This window comes from Aeromonas veronii (genome assembly GCF_040215105.1).
Lineage (GTDB): Bacteria > Pseudomonadota > Gammaproteobacteria > Enterobacterales > Aeromonadaceae > Aeromonas > Aeromonas veronii_G.
This window is the reverse complement of sequence record NZ_CP157875.1, coordinates 3212312-3231235: the sequence shown is the minus strand read 5'-3', so window position 1 is coordinate 3231235 and position 18924 is coordinate 3212312. Positions and strand designations below refer to the sequence as shown.

Here is an 18924-nt window from a genome sequence, read left to right as displayed (position 1 = left end):
ACAGGGCGGCGGGATCCACCGCAAAGTGGGTGGGAATGACCAGGAAAAAGGACGTCTTCATGATCAGAGCGATGCGAGCGGCGGACACGCCCGTGCTGGCACAGCTGTTCTTAAAGGGCAGGCGGCAAACCTTCGAGTGGGTTGAACCCTCCCTGTTCCGGCTGGAGGATTTCACCGAGCAGACCCGGGGGGAGCGGATCTGGGTGGCAGAGAAGGGAGGCTCCCCCTGTGGCTTCGTCTCCATCTGGGAGCAGGATAGCTTCGTGCACCATCTCTATGTATCGGCGGACTGGCATGGCCAGGGAGTCGGTCGGGCCCTGCTGGCTGAAGGGCTGGCCGGATCCAGGCAACCGGCCTCCCTCAAGGTCGCCACCCGCAACACCACGGCGCTGGCGTTCTATCACCGGCTAGGGTGGGAAAACACGGACGAGACCGGCCACTGTGACATCACGGGCCCCTGGCGCAGGCTGGTGCTGGCCGCCGAAGAGTGACGTCGGACCGGGTGGTGTGAGGAGCGGCAATCGCGCATAAAAAAGGGCCACTTCCTGCGAAGTGGCCCTTTCCAAACGTTTGGTGGAGCTGGGGGGATTTGAACCCCCGTCCAAAATTACTACATCCTCGGTACTACATGCTTAGTCACTCTTTACATTCGCCAACACGCTGCGGAGAGACACGCCACGCATTGACTAGCTCGATTGGTTTTAATGCTTCCGCCCCGAGCAGGACTTCCACACGATCCTGTGAAGGATGACCTTCCATTTCCCTAGGACACAGGCAAGCTAGGGGAGAAGGGCTCAGCGCAGGTTATTAAGCTGCGAGTGCGTAGTTTTCGTCGTTTGCGACTATTTTTTTGCGGTTTATTAACGAGGCCTACCGCACCTCGGCATGCACCTTGGGTTTCGTGAATCTTGTCGAATCCAGAATCAGCCCCAAGTTGTCAAAAGCGATTGTACGCAAAAAACCTGTCATGGCAAGGCGTTGATGGCAATCGACCGGCCTGGGCCGGTCGATTGCTGGTTTATTGGGCGACCCCGCAGGGTTCAGCCACGGTTCTTGTTCTTCATGATGCGCGCCTTTTCCCGATCCCATTCGCGGGCCTTGGTGTCTTCGCGCTTGTCGTGTTCTTTCTTGCCCTTCACCAGGCCGATCTCGACCTTGACCCAGCACTCTTTCCAGTAGAGGGCCAGCGGCACTATGGTGTAGCCCTGACGGGCGGTCAGACTCTCGAGCTTGTCGAGTTCACGGCGGCTCAGCAGCAGCTTGCGGGTGCGGGTCGGGTCACACACCACGTGGCTGGAGGCGGCGTTGAGGGGCAGGAAGCTGGAACCGAACAGGAAGGCTTCTCCCTGCAGGAAGATGACGTAGGCTTCGCTGATGTTGGCCTTGCCCGCCCGCAGGGATTTGACTTCCCACCCTTGCAGAGACAGGCCGGCCTCCACGCGCTCTTCGATGAAGTACTCGTGACGGGCGGTTCTGTTGAGTGCAATGGTGCTGGACCCGGCTTTGTTTTTACTGTTCTTTTTGCTCATGACGGGGGCCTTAGGCGATGTTGATGAAGGCGCATTATACGTGGGCGGCGGCGGCTGTAAAACGCGCAGCCGCTCGAGTGTCTGCTTTCTGAGCAATTCAGGCCGGTTGGGGGCGTTCAACCCCGGGTTGGCGGGGTAAACGAGCCAGGATGGCGGGCGATGACGGGGTGGTGCACGGTTGTGGGGGAGGATTTTGGCCGCCAAGGTGATAAAATCGCCCCGATTGGATGAGGAAACCCCATGCCCCGTATTACTCGCAGTGCCCTGGTGATGTTCAGCGCCGAACAGATGTTCCGGCTGGTCAACGACGTTCACGCCTACCCCGAATTCCTGCCCGGCTGTGTCGGCAGCCGCGTTCACGAGACGGGGGAGGATTACATGACCGCCTCGGTGGATGTGGCCAAGGCGGGCATCGCCAAGACCTTCACCACCCGCAACCAGCTCGATGCCAACCGCCGCATCAAGATGGAGCTGGTGGAGGGGCCCTTCAAGACGCTGGCGGGCTGGTGGACCTTCACCCCGCTGGATGTGGATGCCTGCAAGGTGGAGTTCGATCTCGACTTCGAATTCACCTCCAAACTCATCGAACTGGCGTTTGGCCAGATCTTCCGCGAGCTGGTGAGCTCCATGGTGCTGGCCTTCTCCAATCGTGCCAAGGTGGTCTACGGTGTCTGATCTGCTCAATATCGAAGTCGCCTACGCCCTGCCCGAACGTCAGACGGTACTGCGTATCCGGGTCGCCCCCGGCACCAGCGTGCTGGCCGCCATCGAGCAGTCCGGCATCCTCGGCAAACATCCGGAGATCGATCTCGCGGTCAACAAATTCGGCATCTACAGCCGTCCGGTCAAGGGGGGGGAGGCGGTGCAGGACGGGGATCGCATCGAGATCTATCGCCCCCTCATCGCCGACCCCAAGGAGATGCGCAAGAAGCGGGCCGAAAAGGCCAAGGAAGAGGGACGGGCCGACGTGGTCACCGGCGGGCGGCCGGACGTGCACCGCAAGCGGGACGAGGGTGACCCGGCCTGATACACCCTGCTCCTGCAGCATAAACAAGAGGCGCCATGGCGCCTCTTGTCGTTTATAACTGATTTCAGGTCATGCGGCAGCGATATGCACTGCCAAACGGGGCCGTCACAGCACCAGCAGTCGCTCGTTTTCAACGATCTCCACGCCGTCATCCTGGCTTGCGAGCACCGTCATGGCATGGGCCACCTGACTCGCCTCGATGGCGCGCCAGCGGGTGAGGCGCCCGCGCAGCAGGGGTTTCACCAGGGGATAGAGTGCCTGGATGAGTCGCTCCGAGGTGCGCGGCGGCTGGCGATCCCCGAGCAGCATGGCGGGGCGGACGATGGCGAGCCGCTGCCATTGCTGGGCCAGCAGCGCCTGCTCCATCTCCCCCTTGGTGCGGGGATAGAGGGCAGGGGAGCGGGGGTTGGCGCCGAGGCTTGAGACGATCAGCAGGCGGCGGCAGCCGTGACGATGGGCGAGGGCGGCGAAGGCCAGCACATAGTCGTGATCGACCCGGCGAAAGGCGGCATCCGAGCCGGCGTCCTTGCGGGTGGTGCCGAGACAGCAGAAGGCGAGATCGACCGGGGTGGGGAGTACCGCCTCTGCCAGTCGCTCAAAATCCACCGGCAGCCAGTGGCGGTTCGGGGCAGGCTCCCCTGGCGTGCGGCAGAGCAGGGTCAGCGCGTGGTCGGCGCCAAGCTGGCGCACGAGCGCGCGGCCGATGAGGCCGGTGGCCCCGGCGATGAGGATCTGGCTCATGGGATCTCCCGGTGTGGCACTGAGGCCCTGTGTGAATGGGGGCCCTTCAACCTTGGGCCAAGCCGCCGCATGCTTCAACCTGGGCTCCACCCCCCAGAAAGACAAAACCGGCCAAGGCCGGTTTTGTGTGCAATCAGAGCGGGGTCGTGAAGGCTGCCGGGAGCGGGAAGTCACCGGTGGCGGTGGAGAGCCGGTCACCCACGAAGTTCAGGGTCAGCTCCTTGCGCTCCTTGTCGCCACGACCGGGCGTGAACTCGTAGAGGTAATACCAGGTATTGGGGTCGAAACCGTCGCGCAGCATGGGGGAACCCAGCACGTACACGACCTGCTCGCGCGTCATGCCCTGGCGCAGTTTGTCGACCTGCTTTTGTTCTACGTAGTTGCCCTGGGGAATATCGATGCGATAGACCAGGCTGCAACCGGACAGGGTGAGGGCGGTCAAGGCCGCGGCAATCAGGTGTTTCATCCGCATATCGGGTTCAGATCATCCATACAGTCTTTTTTAGCTCGGCAAATCATACCCACTCCCTGCGCGGAAGTAAAAAGCCATTGATCTGACTGGCAGTAAAAAGGGCCGCGAGGCGGCCCTTGGCAAGCTGGCGCACGGCTTACATGGCGGTGCGGAAGATCTCGACAATCTCGGCGTGGGTAGCCTGCTTGGGGTTGGTGAAGCCGCAGGCATCCTTGAGGGCATTGGTGGCCAGCACGTCGAAGTCATCGGCCTTGACCCCGAGCTGCTCCAGACCGGCGGGGATGTTCACGTCCCGGGCCAGCGTCTTGATGGCGGCAATGGCGGCGGCGGCCCCCTGCTCGTCGCTCATGGCGCTCACGTCCACTCCCATGTGGCGGGCCACGTCCTTGAGGCGGGCGGCGCTCACCTGGGCGTTGTAGGCCTGCACGTGGGGCAGGAGCACCGCGTTGCATACCCCGTGGGGCAGGTCGTAGAAGCCGCCGAGCTGGTGGGCCATGGCGTGCACATAGCCAAGGCTCGCATTGTTGAACGCCATGCCGGCCAGGAACTGGGCATAGGCCATCTGCTCGCGGGCGTGCAGATCATCCCCCTGATGGACCGCGGTGCGCAGGTGCTTGGCGACGAGCTGGATGGCCATGATGGCGCTGGCATCGGTCACCGGGGTGGCGGCGATGGAGACATAGGCCTCGATGGCGTGGGTCAGGGCGTCCATGCCGGTGGCGGCGGTGAGCCCGGCGGGCTTGGCCAGCATCAGCTCGGGGTCATTGACCGACATCAGCGGGGTGACGTGCTTGTCGACGATGGCCATCTTCACCTGACGGGCCTCGTCGGTGATGATGCAAAACCGGGTCATCTCGGAGGCGGTACCGGCCGTGGTGTTGATGGCGATGAGCGGCAACTGGGGCTTGGCGGAGCGATCCACCCCTTCGTAGTCCTGAATGCTGCCGCCGTTGGCCGCCACCAGGGCGATCCCCTTGGCGCAGTCGTGGGGGGAGCCGCCCCCGAGGGAGATGACGCAGTCGCACTGGTTGGCCCTGAGCATGGCCAGCCCCTGCTCGACGTTGGTCATGGTGGGGTTGGGTTTGGTGTCATCGAACACCTGGCTCTCGATGCCCTGCTCCGCCAGCAGTTTGGCCACCTTGGCCACCACGCCCAGCTGGTTGAGGATGCGATCGGTGACGATCAGCGCCTTGCGATAGCCATAGCCCTTGATGTCGGCGGCAGCCTCCTGCAGGCAACCCGCGCCCATCAGGTTGACCGCCGGGATATAGAACTTGAATGTAGCCATGGTGAACTCCGTAGATTAGCCATTAAGTAGTAGTGTGGCGTCAAAATAACAGCGTCAATCGGGATTGGCAGGCTTCAATGGTATCTGATGTACAACTTTGTGGACTCGATCGCGCTCTGTGGATTCACCCCCAGAGAGGGCTTGACAAGGGGCGGGAAGGGGTTGATAACAGAAAAACGTTTTTCAATTAATTCATCATGTTAGCAAACGTTTTGCATGAAAATGGCTGCTGTCAATGCGTGAAACTGTGAGTTGCCTCAAGGATTTGGAAAGCGCTTTCGCCCATAGTTGCGCCTTCCCGAACGAGGGGAAAACTGGCTTGAAAATTACATAAAGAACCATCTTAACTGCACGCTGCCATTCGTGGCGGAGCGCAACCAGGAGTCCACTATGTCTGATGTTTTTCACTTGGGTTTGAAGAAAGCTGATCTGCAAGGCGCCACCCTGGCGATCGTTCCCGGTGACCCCGAGCGTGTGAAGCGTATCGCAGAACTGTTGGACAACCCGGTACACCTGGCCAGTCATCGTGAATTCACTACCTGGCGCGGCGAGATGGGCGGCACCGCCGTCATCGTCTGCTCCACCGGTATCGGCGGCCCGTCTACCTCCATCGCGGTGGAAGAGCTGGCCCAGCTGGGCATCCGCACCTTCCTGCGCATCGGCACCACCGGCGCCATCCAGCCGCACCTGAACGTGGGCGACGTCATCGTCACCACCGGCTCCGTGCGCCTCGACGGTGCCAGCCTGCACTTCGCGCCCATGGAATTCCCGGCCGTCGCCGACTTCGAGTGCACCACCGCACTGGTCGAGACCGCCAAGGAGCTGGGTTCCAAGCTGCACGTGGGCGTGACTGCCTCTTCCGACACCTTCTACCCGGGTCAGGAGCGTTACGACACCTACTCCGGCCGCGTGGTGAGCCGCTTCCAGGGCTCCATGAAGGAGTGGCAATCCATGGGCGTGCTGAACTTCGAGATGGAGTCTGCCACCCTGTTGACCATGTGTGCCAGCCAGGGTCTGCGTGCCGGTATGGTGGCGGGCATCATCGTCAACCGTACCCAGCAAGAGATCCCGAGTGCCGCCACCATGGCCAAAACCGAATCTGACGCTATCAAGATCGTGCTGGGCGCCGCCCGCAAGCTGATCTGACGCTCTCTTGACAGAGAGTACCGAGTGGGGGTGGGGGCCGCTGCGAAAGCACGGCCCCTATCTTTATCTGCCGTTCAGCCATTCCCCCATCCCGCCTGCTGGCTCTATCCAGTTTTACGATTCATTTCCTCTGTCAGATTAAAACGGCGTGGCACACGTCACTGCCATCTGCTCGCCACTCACCGGATGTCGGAACCTCAGCGCATTTGCGTGCAGCATCAGTCGGGGAGTCCGCTCCGTGCCCGGTTGCACCAGGCCGCCGTAAAGATCGCATCCCAGGATGGGGTGCCCCAGCCACTGGCAATGAATGCGCAGCTGATGAGTGCGACCCGTCTCGGGACTGAGCGCTACCCGGGTCACGGGCAGGGGCTCACCGACCTCGTTCAGGCGTTCGGTCCGCGCCAGCACCCGATAGCGGGAGCGGGCAGGTTTGCCGCGCTCGGCGCAGATCGTCATCAGGGGAAAGAGGGCCGGATCCTTGGCGATGGGAGCTTCTATGACCCCTTCGTCCTCGGCCAGGTGGCCGCAGAGCAGCGCCTCGTACGTCTTGGTCACGGCGCGCTGGCTGAACTGCTGGCACAGCAGGGCATTGATGGCCTTGTTTCTGGCCAGCACCATGATCCCCGAGGTGCCAAAGTCGAGGCGATGGATCAGAGTGCAGCCGGGGTAGTCCTGTACCAGTCTGTGGTGCACGGAGTCGAGGTTCTGCGGATTCTTGCCGGAGAGACTCAGCAGCCCGCTCGGCTTGTTGATGAGCAGCAGGTGCTCGTCCTCGAACAGGATCTCGATGGCGGCGGCGCAGGGGGGGGCGATGAAGGTATCGACGATGACGGACATAGGGCGTTGGGGTTGAGGAGCGGGAGGGGATCATACAAGAAGCCGCCCCGTTCGGCGAATCCACCGGCCCCAGCCTGTGGGCGTCGCTGGCAAGCCACTGATTATTCAGGCGGAGCCATTTTGTGACTGCCCCCTGAGTTAATTCTCAGCTCCCTTGCTAAGGTATGCGCTTTGTCACCTTGTCAGGAGTCTGCCATGTCTTTGCCCGTCATTCTCGATTGCGATCCCGGCCACGATGATGCCATCGCCCTCATTCTGGCGCTGGCGAGTCCGGAGTTGAACGTGCTGGCAGTGACCACCAGTGCGGGCAACCAGACCCCGGACAAGACCCTCAACAACGCCCTGCGCATCCTCACCCTGCTCGGGCGCCACGACATTCCGGTGGCGGCGGGGGCACCCAAGCCCCTGGCCCGCGAACTCATCATCGCCGACAACGTGCACGGGGAGACTGGCCTCGATGGCCCCAGGCTGCCGGATCCCGGTTTCGCTCCCCAGGCCATGACGGCGCTGGAGCTGATGGCCAGGACGTTGCGCGAGAGCCTGGAGCCGGTGACCCTGGTGCCGACCGGCCCGCTCACCAACATCGCCCTGCTGCTGGCCGCCCACCCTGAACTCAAGCCGAGGATTGCCCGCATCGTGCTGATGGGGGGGGCGGCCGGGCCGGGCAACTGGACGCCGGCGGCGGAGTTCAACATTTACGTGGATCCGGAAGCGGCCGATATGGTGTTCAAGTCCGGTATTCCCATCACCATGTGCGGGCTGGATGTGACCCACGAGGCCCAGGTGATGGACGAAGACATCGAGCGGGTGCGGGCCATCGCGAATCCGGTGGCCCAGTGCGTGGCCGGGCTGCTCGATTTCTTCATGATCTACCACAGGGATCCCAAGTGGGGATTCACCGGCGCCCCCCTGCATGACCCTTGCACCATCGCTTGGTTGCTGGCGCCAACGCTGTTCCACGGGATAGACTGCTGGGTCGGCATCGAAACCCGGGGTACCCATACTGTGGGGATGACGGTGGTGGATCGCTACGGCCTGACCGGCAAGCCAGCCAATGCCCTAGTCTTGCTGGGATTGGACAGGCACGGTTTCATCGATCTGCTGGTGGAGCGCCTGCAGGTATTCAACGGGCAATGATGCAATCAGAGAAGGGAAGGGGAATGGGAAGAGAGACGCTGGCCGCGCTGGTGTGCCTACAACTGACGGCGTGCGCCACGCCGTTCGAATCCATGTGGCAAGGGCTGGCGACCTGCGAGCTGGATGGTCTCTATCTCGACAGCGAGACGGGGGAGCCCTCCCATCCCCTGCTCAAGACCTTCACCCCCTACAAGAACAGCGACGGCTTTGCCTGGTACAAGACCCATCAGGAGTTGCACGGCTTGCCCATCACGGGCTTCCTCATTCCCACCTCCACCTTCGAGGTGCATGCGCTCTTCGTCGATACCCCCATCGCCAACGCCAGGCGGCTGACCCACAACGCCTATGGCAGCGAATTTGCCAACGAGGAGAAGCACAACAAGGGGGAAGCCCCCCTGCTGCTGCGCGATCCCAACAACCCCAAGCGCTCCATCATCGATTGCACTCAGGGGGAGTCCGAGGCGCCGCTGCCGGAGGAGCCTTTCCCGGAATAACCTCTCCGGGCCCGCGGTGGCCCCATCGCCTTGTCACCTCACCATGATGTGGCGTACTTCCTGGATCCCGTCACGGCGAGCCGGGATGCGACATTCTTTGCCGAGTACAAGAACAGGGCGCTGGTCGCGGATGACATATTGCAGGCGATCGAGGAGCGGCGCGCTCCCCTGAGGCACTATGCCTATCAGTGGGATCACCAGATTTTTTCCGCGACCTTGAAGTGGGGCGTGCTGGAGTGGTCCGGGGATGAGACGCGGCGCTCCCCGAGGATCGATGTCGCCTACTTCGTCGACCCTGACAGTGCCGAGTCCGATGCAAAGGTGTTCTCATTTTTACGCGACCGTATCGGGTAGCGACGGACAGGCGTCCGAAAGTGAGCAAACACCGGCCTCGGCCGGTGTTTTTATGCCACCGGGATTTTCTTGGGCCCTGTCACGCGACGTGATACGCGGCAGTTTGCTCAAAAGAGGGCGCGACCACGACCTCATGGCAACCCATGGTGGGATAGTCAACGAGGCGGCGTGACAATAAAAATCCCCCGTGATGGGGGATTTTTTATTTCTCTCTGGCACCAGCGCAGCAGCAGGGCTGTGCCGGAGACATGACCCGCTTGATGGCGATCAGCAGCGTATCAGCTCCCGGACTCCGGCTGGGTGTGTTCGGGCGCCGCGCTCAACAAGTCCAGCCCCTCGTCCTGGCTCAGCACCAGATAGCGCTCGTACTGGCGCAGGACGTCGGCGCTCAGCTCGTCCCGGGTCAGGTACTGGATGTCATAACCGGCGCGGCCGTCGGCGAAGAAGGTCATGGGTTCGAAGATGCAGGCCTCCGGATCGTGATTGTGAGCGGCCTCCAGGGGGTTGAAGGCGGGGGCGGGCCTGGATTCGATACGAATCCCGTAGCCGAAGTCGCGCCGACCCTCCTGGGGCACCAGCAGCAGGCACTGATCCGGGTCGCTCTGCTCGACCCGGCAGGTGAGCCCGCGGGCCTCGAACTCCTGGCGCAGGGCGGTCAGCGCGGGCAGGGCGATGTCATTGAGGAAGCGGCGGGCTCCCTGCTCGGTGGAGGGACGCAGCAGGTGATCCATGCGGGTGCGCCACTGCTTGCCGTTCCAGAAGTCGGTGGCGGGGGAGAGGCGCCTGGCCGAGTGCTCCCTGTCCGCCACCAGGCCGCGGCAGAGACCGAGACAGAGCAGCACCATGATGAAGGCAAAGGGCAGGGCGGCGATCAGGGTCATGGATTGCAGGGCCGCAAGCCCCCCTGTGCTCATCAGGGTGCCCGCGGTGATCCCGAGCAGAACGGCCCAGAACAGGCGCTGCCAGACGGGGGATCCCTCCTTGCCCTGGGTGGCGATGTTGTCGATGACGAAGGCGCCGGAGTCGGCGGAGGTGACGAAGAAGACGCTGATGAGGATCACCGCCAGCGCCGAGGTGATGTCGGCCCCCGGCAGCAGATCGAAGAAGTTGAACAGCAGGGTGTCGATGTTGCCCACCGAGTCGATGAGGCTCTGGCCGCCGGCGTGCTGGCTGGCCCAGATGGCGGCGTTGCCGAACACCGTCATCCAGATGAGGTTGAAGGCGGTGGGAACGAACAGAACGCCCAGAATGAACTCGCGCAGGGTGCGTCCGCGGGAGATGCGGGCGATGAAGAGGCCGACGAAGGGGGACCAGGAGATCCACCAGGCCCAGTAGAGCAGGGTCCAGTTGCCAAACCAGCCCGCCTGGCGCGTCTCGCTATAGGTGAAGGTGCGGAAGGTGAGCTGGGTCAGGGCGGAGACATAGTTGCCGATGTTCTCGGAGAGGGCCCCCAGCAGGTATTGGGTGGGGCCGGCGATGAGCACGAACAGCAAGAGCACGATGGCGAGGAAGAGGTTCAGCTCGGAGAGGCGCTTGACCCCCTTGTCGAGGCCGGTGACCGCCGAGAGGCCGGCGAGGGCGATGACGACCCCGATGAGGCCGAAGCGGAACAACTCTCCCGTGGTATCCATCCCGGTGAGCCGGGTGATCCCCGCCGACAGCTGCATCACCCCGTAGCCCAGTGTGGTGGCGATGCCGAAGATGGTGCCCACCAGGGCGAAGATGTCCACGGCGTGGCCGAGGGGGCCATGGATCTTCTCCTTGAAGATGGGGTAGAGACCGGAGCGGATGGTGAGCGGCAGGTTGTAGCGAAAGCCGAAGTAGGCCAGCACCAGGCCGACGATGGCGTAGATGGCCCAGGCGTGGAAGCCCCAGTGGAAGAAGGTGGTGATCATGGCCTCCCGGGCGGCTGCCTGCGTCAGGGGGGCGGCCTGGGGCGGGGAGACGAAGTGGCTCATGGGTTCGCCCACCCCGAAATACATGAGCCCTATGCCCATGCCGGCGGCGAACAGCATGGCAAGCCAGGAGGTGAAGCTGAACTCGGGGCGGGCGTCATCCGGTCCCAGGCGGATGTTGCCGTAGTGGCTGAATGCGATCACCAGCAGCAGGATCAGGAACATGCCGACCACCAGCACGTAGAACCAGCTGAAGTGCGCGGTGATCCAGCTCTGGCCTGCGCCGAAGAAGCGGGCGGCGGCCTCGGGTGCCAGGGAGCAGATGGCCAGCAATGCCAGGATAAATAGCAGGCCGGGGATAAAAATGGGCAATGAAAGTGTGCTGCGGGGGGGGCGTGACGCGTTCATGGGACACCTTTGGCTGGAGGGACTCAAGACACTATAAGTGGGTTGGCAACAGAAAGGACAGGTGAGGCGCACATCTTGTGAAGATCCCCATCCACACTTCCCCGATCTCTGACGGACATTTCCGGGCTGGATGGGCCGCTTTCTGACAAGTGCCGGGGAGTATCCAAATGACAGCGTTCTGGTGGTCAGCCGGTGGGAGGACTATAGTGCAACCGGAAGAGGGAGACGGGTGAGGCTCGTTTTCTCGTTGCCAGAACCACAATCAAATCGATAACGAGGGCTTGTCATATGAAAGGTATTGCCATCCTGATGACGGTGTTTTTGATGGGCATGGGGGTCGCCCAGAGCGCGGCGGCAGCCACGGCGGCCGAGCAGGCGTGCGAGGCGCAGGCCGCGGCGAAGAAGTTGGCTGGCGCGGCCAAGACCAGCTTTGTGGGCAAGTGCGTCAAGGATGCTGCGGCTGGCGCCAGCAGCGCCAAGGTGAGCCAGTGCGAGAAGGCGGCGGCCGACAAGAAGCTGGCAGGGGCGGCCAAAAACAGCTTTATCCAGAAGTGCGTGAAGACGGACGGGGCGGCGGACAAGGCGAGCCAGTGCGAGAAGGCGGCGGCCGACAAGAAGCTGGCGGGGGCGGCCAAGAACAGCTTCATCCAGAAATGCGTCAAGACGGCCTGAGCGCCAATGCTCTGATGAAAGGGACCCCTGGTCCCTTTCTCTTTTCAACGGGGGTTGGGCAGTGACTCTTGCTGCCTGAATGGTACTGGTAGCGAAAATGGCAGGTTTTATTATGGCAATGCAGTGTTTGATGCTGTCAGACATCCCCTCAATGCATTTCCCTGCGGTGGTCGCCGCCCGGCGAGCCGCGCGTCAGGATTTTCTCGTGTTGTTTCAATAATGATATTCCCAATAAAAACAACACATTAGGTGTATCTCCACCATTTATTTTCGCCAATTTTCGCTTTTGATGAAATCTTTTTCCCCCGGTGCCGGTTTTATAGGGGGTAGCCGGCGCGCAAGCCCGGCAACACTTTCACACCGCAGAGATCAGCCGTCAGGCTCAACAATAAGGAATGTCCCTATGAACGTGAAAAAAAGCACCGCCATCACCTGCGCCATGACCGGTCTGCTGGCCCTGGGAGCCCAGATGGTCGCTGCCCCGGCCATGGCTGCCGAGGAGAAAGAGAAGTGCTACGGCGTGGTGAAAGCGGGCAAGAACGACTGCGCCACCAAGACGGCCTCCTGCGCCGGCACCGCCAAGATGGACGCCCAGGGTGATGCCTTCGTGGTGATGCCCAAGGGCCTGTGCGAGAAGCTGGCTGGCGGCTCCCTGCAGCCGAAGTAAGCCCTGTGCCAGGGGGCGGACCCGCCGTTCCCTGGCCATTTCCTGCCAAGAGATCCCGCCATGAACCCCTTGATCGGTATCGGATTACGTCCGCCTCACTATGATGACCTTCGTCAGACCCGCCCCGCAGTGGGTTGGCTGGAGGTGCACAGCGAGAACTACTTCGAGCGCCACAGCCAGGGATTCGAGGTACTGGCCGAGCTGGCCAGCCATTATCCCGTCAGCCTGCACGGGGTGGGCATGTCGCTGGGCTCCGCCGATCCCCTGGATCAGCAGCATCTGCGCCAGCTGGCGGCCCTGGTGCGGGACATCGGGCCGGTGCGGGTCTCCGAACACCTGAGTTGGGGCAGCATCGGCGGGCGCTATTTCAACGATCTGCTGCCGGTGCCCTACACCCGGGCGGCGCTGACCCGGATGAGCGACAAGATAGAGACGGTGCAGCAGACCCTGGGTCGCCAGCTGCTCATCGAAAATCCCTCATCCTATCTGCAACTGCCGGGGGAGATGAGCGAGTGGGAGTTTCTGGCCGAGCTGGCCCGGCGAAGCGGCTGCGGCATATTGCTCGATCTCAACAATCTTCATGTCAGTGCCTTCAACCACGGTTTTGACTGCGCCGACTACTTCGCGGCCATCGATCTGGATGCGGTGGGGGAGATCCACCTCGCCGGTTACACCGACAAATCCCTGCCAGAGGGGCACCTCTATATCGACACCCACAGTGCTCCGGTGGCGCCCCCCGTGTGGGAGCTGTATCGCCAGATCTGCGCCCGGCGGGCCATCCCCACCCTGATCGAGTGGGATCTGGAGATACCACCGCTGCCGGTGCTGCTGGGGGAGGCTGAGCTGGCGAGTGAGATCATCAGCGCAGCCCCATCCATGGCCGCATTGGCCGGGGAGGCCTCCCATGCCTGAGCTGACTGCCATGTCCGCATCTTTGGACTCTGATCCGCTGGCGCCGTTGCGGCGGGTGCAGCAGGGATTTGCCGCCGGGCTGCTCGGTGACGAGGAGGCGGCCCTGGGGCTCATCGCCCCGGCCAGCCTGCCAGCCTCCGCCCTCCTGCAGGTCTATCGCAACAACTTCGTGCTGAGTCTGAGCGAGGTGCTGGCCAGCACCTACCCCGCCGTCAAGGCCATGGTGGGGGAGGCGTTCTTTGCCGCCGCTGCCCGTGGCTTCGTGCTGGCCGAGCCACTGGAAGAGGGCTCTGTCATGCACTACGGCGAAGGATTCGGTGACTGGCTTGCGGGTCTGCCCACCACGGCCGCGCTCCCCTGGCTCGGGGATCTTGCCCGCTTCGAATGGACGCTGGATCGCACCGCCCTGCTGCCACCGGATCCCCGCCGCTGGCCGGCGCAGCGCCTGGCCGCCATTCCTCCCGCTCTCTGGGATCGGCTGGTGCTGCGTTGCGCCGGGGATGTGCTGGGGTTTGAGAGCCGCTATCCGGTGCTCGCCATCTGGCAGATGGCCCTGCACGGCGGGGCTGCGGTCGAGGAGCTGGACTCCCCCTGCTGGCTGGCGCTCAAGAAGCGGCCGGATCACCGGGTCGATCCTCTCTCTCTCAACCTGCCTGCCTGGCAACTGCTGCAAGGCTGCCGTCAGGGTCAGCCGCTGGCCACCCTGCTTGGGCAGGATCCCGCCCTGGCGGAACAGCTGCCCACCCTCGTTACCCTCGATCTGCTGGTCGATCTGGAGCTTGTCCATGACTGAACACACTATCATTCCGGCCGACAGCCTCTGGGCGTCGCGTATTCAACCCGCCCTCGTCGGCGCCGTGCTGCTGCTGGCACGGCTCTGGGTCGCGCTGATTTTCCTGCGCTCCGGCTGGCTCAAGCTGAGCGCCTGGGACTCCACCCTCTATCTGTTCGAGTTCGAATATCAGGTTCCGCTGCTGCCCTGGCAGTGGGCGGCCTATGTGGGAACGGCCACCGAGCTGTTGCTGCCACTGCTGTTGGTGGGGGGGCTCTTCACCCGCCCGGTCGCCTTCTTGCTGTTTGGCTTCAACATCATGGCGGTCGTCTCCTACCCCACCCTCTGGGCGGGGGGCTTCTACGATCACCAGTTGTGGGGCTGGATGTTGCTGACCCTGGTGGTCTGGGGGGGCGGTCCCCTGTCGCTGGACTTCTGGCGCCTTGAAAGAGGCCGGCAGCAGGGTTAGCCTGCAAGCCATGTGAGGGGGCCTTTGGCCCCTTTTTTATCGCCCCGTCCAGGGTGGCGCAAAGAGGAGAGTCATGATGTGTGCGAGGTGCGCGAGATGAGGGTACGCGAGGCCGGACTGGCGGATATCCCCGCCCTGGTGGCGCTGCGCTTGCAGCTGTTCTGTGAACTGGGGGAGCTGGCCAGCCCCGAGGCCGATCCTGCGCTGGCGCGGGCGACCCGGGATTATTTCACGGCCGCCATGCAGGAAGGCAACGGCCGCTCCTGGCTGGTGGAGGTGGACGGAGAGGCCGTGGCCTGCGGGACCCTGGCCTTGTTCGTGCGTCCCCCCTATCCCGGCAACCTGAGCGGGCGAGAGGCCTATCTGCTCAACATGTATACCCGGCCAGACTGGCGCAAGCAGGGCATGGCGAGAGCGCTGCTCGAGGCCATGACCCGCTGTGCCAGAGCGTTGAAACTGGGCAAGCTGTGGCTTCATGCCAGCGAGGAGGGACGCCCCCTCTATGAGCGCATGGGCTTTGCGGGCAACCCGGACTGCCTGGAATGGCACCCCATCGATTGATGGGGCTGGCATGGAACGCATGAGATCTGCGGATAAGGCAGCCTATCTGGCATGGGTTTCATGAATGGAGCCCTGCTATTGATGATCCTAAAACGAGTGTTAAACGTACTCTCTGCCCTTGGCACATCTGCTGCTTTTCTCTACACTGCGCGCCCCCGGCAACGAACCGCTGCCGGGGCAAGTTGGTGTCTGCTCATCGGACCTCAACAGGCGCACTCTCTTCGGGTCCGGCCCTGCCGATAACAGGGTATCCCGAGGGAGGTGAGTGGCTGTGCAGGCGTGATCGGAACAGGGGGCGAAATGGCCTCCATCTATAGGGTTCAGAGGTAGGTCATCCATGTTCAATAACAAACTGAAGGCGCAGTTGCAGGCTTGCCAGGCGCGGCTCGATGAGCAGCAAGGGGTGGTGGATGCCATCCGGCAGGGGGTTGCCAGCGCGATCTTCACCCCACAGGGGGAGATCATCGACGTCAATGATGCCTTTGCGAGGCTGACGGGTTACCGCGCCGATGAGCTGGTGGGGAAACACCATGCGCAGCTGTGTCCCCAAGGCTGGGGACAGTCCGCCGAGCATCAGCAGTTCTGGGCGGGGCTGCGCCAGGGTCAGCAGGGCGCCGGGGTGTTCGAGCACATCAACCAGCGCGGGGAGTCGCTCTGGCTGGAGGCGAGTTATTGCCCGGTGAAGCAGCAGGGCCGGGTGGTGCGGGTGCTGCTGATTGCCAGCGATACCACGGCCCGTCAGCAGCAGCTGCAACGTCAGGAGGCGCTGGCCCTGGCGCTGGACAAGTCCCAGGCGATGATAGAGTTCACCCCGAGTGGCGACATCCTGAGCGCCAATGAGAACTTCCTCGCCTGCATGGGCTACAGCGCGAGCCAGTTGCAGGGCAAGCATCACAAGATCTTCTGCGACGAGGATTTCTTGCGCGAGCAGCCCCATTTCTGGGATGAACTGGCACGGGGCCAGTTCAAGTCTGGTCTCTTCATGCGCTACAACAGCCGGGGGGAGGCCATCTGGCTGGAGGCGACCTACAACCCGATCCGGGATGGGAGCGGCAAGGTGGTGAGGGTGGTCAAGTTCGCCAGCGACATCACGGCGCGCATTCATCAGAACAATGCCACCCGGGATGCGGCCCGGCTTGCCCATCACACGGCCCAGGAGACCCTCAGCAGCGCCGAGCAGGGGGCGGGGCTATTGCGCGCCGCGGTGGAGACCTCCTCCCTCATCGCGACCCAGGTGGAGCAGGCCATCGACCTCATCGGTCAGCTCAATGAGCAGTCGAGGCATATCGAGGCCATCGTCTCCACCATCAGCGCCATCGCCGATCAAACCAATCTGCTGGCCCTCAATGCGGCTATCGAGGCGGCGCGGGCGGGGGATCAGGGCCGCGGCTTTGCCGTGGTGGCGGACGAGGTGCGCCAGCTGGCGGCCCGCACCTCGCTGTCGACCGGCGAGATTGCCAAGGTAGTGCAAAAGAACCGCGAGTTGACGGCCAGGGTGACCGGTGACATGGCCGGGGTGGCGGGCAGCGCCGAGCTGGGCAAGGAGCAGATAGCCCGGGTCGATGCCGTCATGGTGGAGATCCGCCAGGAGGCGAACCGGGTGTCGGAAACCGTCTCCAACCTCTCCATCTGAGTGATGACGACGCGTCAGATACCGCCCCCTGCGGCGGTATCTGACGAGATCGCCAAAAGTGTGAGCGGTCAGTCAGGCAAACTGAATCCGGCCTGTACCGTGCCCCCCTTGTCGATTGTTCCGGCTTCTCCCCTTGATTAGTCTGCCGGCTCATTTTTCATTGAGCTGGAGTGATGTGATGGCTGTGGGACAGAAAAGCAGGGCGACGGCCCTGTTGCTGGGGTTGGTGGCGAGTCTGGGGTTGAGTGGCTGCATGGGGTCCATGGGGCTCTCCGCCATGGTGACCAAGGGCAACCTGAGCGTGGTGGATAACCGTTATGGCCGCGCCGGGGTCTTCGTGCTGCTCTCCCCCGTCTATGGTCTGGCGGCGACTGCGGATCTGTTCGTGTTCAACACCATCGAATTCTGGTCCGGCAAGAATCCCATCACCGGCAAGTCGCCGGCCCTGGTGGATCAGAAGGCCGATGCGGTGATCAAGGTCAACCAGCATCTGGACCCTTCCCTCAACAAGGTGCCGCTCGCCATGCTGCCCCAGGGCGTGCGGGAAGTGGAAGTCACTTATCCTGACGATCGCAGCGCCCAGATGGAAATTCACTACCTGGATGGCCGCAGCAGCATGATGCGCGGTGAAAAGCGGGGCAATCAGGTGGATCTCTATCTCGACGGCAAGCTGGTGTCGACCCTGAGCGAGCAGCAGCTGGCCGAGATAAGCGAGGGCAAGCGCACCCTGGCCTGATGGCTGGCGCAGCCCGCTGATACCGGATGTCGGCAAAAAGCCCCGCAGATGCGGGGCTTTTTCATGGGCTACGGGACGGCATCAGCGTGCGGTCGGTTTGCCATAGGGCAGCAATACCAGCCCCAGCAAACGGCTCAGCTGCTTGAGCTGCTCGGTGAGCTGCACGTTGAGCCAGAGGTAGCCGCTGATGCTGGCTTCCCCCTCGGCGCAGAGCCGCACCCGGGTGGTGGCCTCGTCCAGGCAGGCGATGGCGACATCCAGCTCCCGTTGTTCGCCGCTCTTGAGCATGAGGGCGAGCTGGGTGATCACCGTCTCGGTCGCCTGCTGGCAGGCCCGCAGTTCAGGGGTGCTCTGCATCAGGAAGTGGCTGTGGCGATCGTTCCAGTAGGTGTTGGCCAGCATCTCCAGGGTGCAGAGGGTGTTGCGCAAGGTCGCCTGGATGGCTTCGAAATGGGGGGCGTTGAGGCGGGTCTCCTTGACGGCCGGGGTCAGCAGGGGGCGCAGACTGACCATCTTGGCAAGCACGCGTGCATGGTTGCGGGTCAACTTGGGCCGCTCCAGCATGTTGGGGGAGAGATGGGTGTGATAGAGGCGCTGGGCCATCATCAGGGTGTCGTGCATCTGCAGCCGCCAGTGGATATAGGCTCGCTGGGGATAGATGCTGCAAAACAGCAGTGCCAGCAAAGAGCCCAGGATGACGTCGCCGCTGCGCCACAGGGCCGTCTCTATGTCCCCCGGCTTGCCCCCCATGATGACCGCCAGCGTGATGCCGATGAGCAAACCGGCATAGGGGCGCTTGCCGAGGGCCAGATAGCCGCACAGGAACATGATGGCGAAGCTCCAGATCAGCATCAGGGGGATCGAGTAGAGCTCCAGATAGAGGGCCACCACGCCACAGGCAGCACCGAAGATGGTGCCCACCACCCGCTGCAGGGCGCGGGGAAACACATTGCCCCAGAACGAGATGGGACCCATCACCACCACCAGGGTGATGAGGGGCCAGGTGCTCTCCGGCACGTGAAAGTGACGGGTCAGCATGAAGGTGATGGTGAAGGCCAGGGCGATGCGCAGTCCGTGCACCAGTCGGTAGTTTCCATACACCAGCAGATCGAAGCGGGAGAGGGGGGCGTTCAGGCGCAAGTGCGTCGTCTCATCTCGGGTTGAACGAAAAGCC

The 18924-nt window shown here is 62.9% G+C and carries 22 protein-coding genes, 1 other RNA gene and 1 pseudogene; 16 read left to right on the top strand and 8 right to left on the bottom strand.

Annotated elements, in window-relative coordinates:
• The first annotated feature begins 59 nt into the window (after positions 1–59).
• Positions 60–491, top strand: a complete 432-nt coding sequence (locus ABNP46_RS14805) for a GNAT family N-acetyltransferase (RefSeq protein WP_349918791.1) — start codon at positions 60–62, stop codon at positions 489–491.
• A gap of 80 nt (positions 492–571) precedes the next feature.
• Here ABNP46_RS14805 and ssrA read toward each other — a convergent pair.
• Positions 572–931, bottom strand: a transfer-messenger RNA (tmRNA) gene (gene ssrA / locus ABNP46_RS14800).
• A gap of 109 nt (positions 932–1040) precedes the next feature.
• Positions 1041–1529, bottom strand: coding sequence for an SsrA-binding protein SmpB (smpB, locus tag ABNP46_RS14795; protein ID WP_025326288.1), 489 nt, complete (start codon positions 1527–1529; stop codon positions 1041–1043).
• Between the two features lie 240 nt (positions 1530–1769).
• Here smpB and ABNP46_RS14790 point away from each other — a divergent pair, with 240 nt between their 5' ends.
• Both ABNP46_RS14790 and ABNP46_RS14785 read left to right on the top strand, forming a co-directional pair.
• The gene (locus tag ABNP46_RS14790; protein ID WP_349918788.1) at positions 1770–2204 is read left to right on the top strand and encodes an SRPBCC family protein; all 435 of its coding nucleotides are present in this window, start codon (positions 1770–1772) and stop codon (positions 2202–2204) included.
• Entirely contained in the window at positions 2197–2556 is a 360-nt protein-coding gene (locus ABNP46_RS14785; RefSeq protein WP_349918786.1) for an RnfH family protein, read from the top strand. Before ABNP46_RS14790 ends, ABNP46_RS14785 begins: the two co-directional genes overlap by 8 nt.
• Before the next feature lie 105 nt (positions 2557–2661).
• On the opposite strand, the gene ABNP46_RS14780 is transcribed toward ABNP46_RS14785, so the two are convergent.
• The 3 genes from ABNP46_RS14780 to yiaY form a co-directional block, all read right to left on the bottom strand.
• Positions 2662–3297, bottom strand: coding sequence for an NAD(P)H-binding protein (locus ABNP46_RS14780; protein ID WP_349918785.1), 636 nt, complete (start codon positions 3295–3297; stop codon positions 2662–2664).
• 133 nt (positions 3298–3430) lie between these two features.
• Positions 3431–3769: an outer membrane protein assembly factor BamE gene (locus tag ABNP46_RS14775; protein WP_349918784.1), complete on the bottom strand. Its 339-nt coding sequence runs from the start codon at positions 3767–3769 to the stop codon at positions 3431–3433.
• A 136-nt stretch (positions 3770–3905) separates the two neighbouring features.
• Positions 3906–5057 carry an L-threonine dehydrogenase gene (yiaY, locus tag ABNP46_RS14770; RefSeq protein WP_349918783.1) on the bottom strand — a complete coding sequence of 384 codons (1152 nt, stop codon included), beginning with the start codon at positions 5055–5057 and terminating at the stop codon, positions 3906–3908.
• A gap of 390 nt (positions 5058–5447) precedes the next feature.
• Between yiaY and udp the strand changes: the two genes are divergently transcribed.
• Positions 5448–6203 (top strand): uridine phosphorylase, encoded by a 756-nt coding sequence (gene udp / locus ABNP46_RS14765; RefSeq protein WP_332500696.1) that lies wholly within the window; start codon positions 5448–5450, stop codon positions 6201–6203.
• A 138-nt stretch (positions 6204–6341) separates the two neighbouring features.
• Here udp and ABNP46_RS14760 read toward each other — a convergent pair whose 3' ends face one another.
• Positions 6342–7040, bottom strand: a complete 699-nt coding sequence (locus tag ABNP46_RS14760; RefSeq protein WP_349918782.1) for an RluA family pseudouridine synthase — start codon at positions 7038–7040, stop codon at positions 6342–6344.
• Positions 7041–7235: 195 nt separating this feature from the next.
• On the opposite strand from ABNP46_RS14760, the gene rihA reads away from it, so the two are divergent.
• Genes rihA through ABNP46_RS14745 form a run of 3 tightly spaced genes read left to right on the top strand, consistent with a single transcriptional unit; the run spans position 7236 to position 9025 of the window.
• Positions 7236–8177, top strand: coding sequence for a pyrimidine-specific ribonucleoside hydrolase RihA (rihA, locus tag ABNP46_RS14755; RefSeq protein WP_349918781.1), 942 nt, complete (start codon positions 7236–7238; stop codon positions 8175–8177).
• 23 nt (positions 8178–8200) lie between these two features.
• Positions 8201–8671, top strand: a complete 471-nt coding sequence (locus tag ABNP46_RS14750) for a hypothetical protein (RefSeq protein WP_349918780.1) — start codon at positions 8201–8203, stop codon at positions 8669–8671.
• Between the two features lie 30 nt (positions 8672–8701).
• Positions 8702–9025 (top strand): hypothetical protein, encoded by a 324-nt coding sequence (locus tag ABNP46_RS14745; protein WP_349918779.1) that lies wholly within the window; start codon positions 8702–8704, stop codon positions 9023–9025.
• Positions 9026–9303: 278 nt separating this feature from the next.
• On the opposite strand, the gene ABNP46_RS14740 is transcribed toward ABNP46_RS14745, so the two are convergent.
• Positions 9304–11328: a BCCT family transporter gene (locus ABNP46_RS14740; protein ID WP_349918778.1), complete on the bottom strand. Its 2025-nt coding sequence runs from the start codon at positions 11326–11328 to the stop codon at positions 9304–9306.
• A gap of 309 nt (positions 11329–11637) precedes the next feature.
• Between ABNP46_RS14740 and ABNP46_RS14735 the strand changes: the two genes are divergently transcribed.
• The 9 genes and pseudogenes from ABNP46_RS14735 to ABNP46_RS14700 all read left to right on the top strand — a co-directional run bounded on the left by ABNP46_RS14735 (position 11638) and on the right by ABNP46_RS14700 (position 17750).
• Positions 11638–12000: a hypothetical protein gene (locus ABNP46_RS14735; RefSeq protein ID WP_349922507.1), complete on the top strand. Its 363-nt coding sequence runs from the start codon at positions 11638–11640 to the stop codon at positions 11998–12000.
• 403 nt (positions 12001–12403) lie between these two features.
• On the top strand, positions 12404–12667 hold the full coding sequence (locus ABNP46_RS14730) for a BufA1 family periplasmic bufferin-type metallophore (RefSeq protein ID WP_349918777.1): 264 nt from the start codon (positions 12404–12406) through the stop codon (positions 12665–12667).
• 60 nt (positions 12668–12727) lie between these two features.
• Positions 12728–13579 (top strand): MNIO family bufferin maturase, encoded by an 852-nt coding sequence (gene bufB / locus ABNP46_RS14725; RefSeq protein WP_349918776.1) that lies wholly within the window; start codon positions 12728–12730, stop codon positions 13577–13579.
• 37 nt (positions 13580–13616) lie between these two features.
• Positions 13617–14372: an HvfC/BufC family peptide modification chaperone gene (locus tag ABNP46_RS14720; protein WP_434476198.1), complete on the top strand. Its 756-nt coding sequence runs from the start codon at positions 13617–13619 to the stop codon at positions 14370–14372.
• Entirely contained in the window at positions 14365–14820 is a 456-nt protein-coding gene (locus ABNP46_RS14715; RefSeq protein ID WP_349918775.1) for a DoxX family protein, read from the top strand. The genes ABNP46_RS14720 and ABNP46_RS14715 overlap by 8 nt, the downstream gene beginning before the upstream one ends.
• Positions 14821–14916: 96 nt before the next feature.
• Entirely contained in the window at positions 14917–15381 is a 465-nt protein-coding gene (locus ABNP46_RS14710; protein ID WP_349918773.1) for a GNAT family N-acetyltransferase, read from the top strand.
• 337 nt (positions 15382–15718) lie between these two features.
• A pseudogene (locus tag ABNP46_RS21190) lies at positions 15719–16435 on the top strand (PAS domain-containing protein); the annotation flags it as partial.
• Between the two features lie 3 nt (positions 16436–16438).
• A complete protein-coding gene (locus ABNP46_RS21185) occupies positions 16439–17014 on the top strand; it encodes a methyl-accepting chemotaxis protein (RefSeq protein ID WP_434476197.1) in 576 nt (191 codons plus the stop codon).
• Positions 17015–17192: 178 nt separating this feature from the next.
• The gene (locus tag ABNP46_RS14700) at positions 17193–17750 is read left to right on the top strand and encodes a DUF3332 domain-containing protein (protein ID WP_349918770.1); all 558 of its coding nucleotides are present in this window, start codon (positions 17193–17195) and stop codon (positions 17748–17750) included.
• Between the two features lie 81 nt (positions 17751–17831).
• Here ABNP46_RS14700 and ABNP46_RS14695 read toward each other — a convergent pair whose 3' ends face one another.
• A complete protein-coding gene (locus ABNP46_RS14695) occupies positions 17832–18890 on the bottom strand; it encodes an FUSC family protein (RefSeq protein ID WP_349918769.1) in 1059 nt (352 codons plus the stop codon).
• Between the last annotated feature and the right edge of the window lie 34 nt (positions 18891–18924).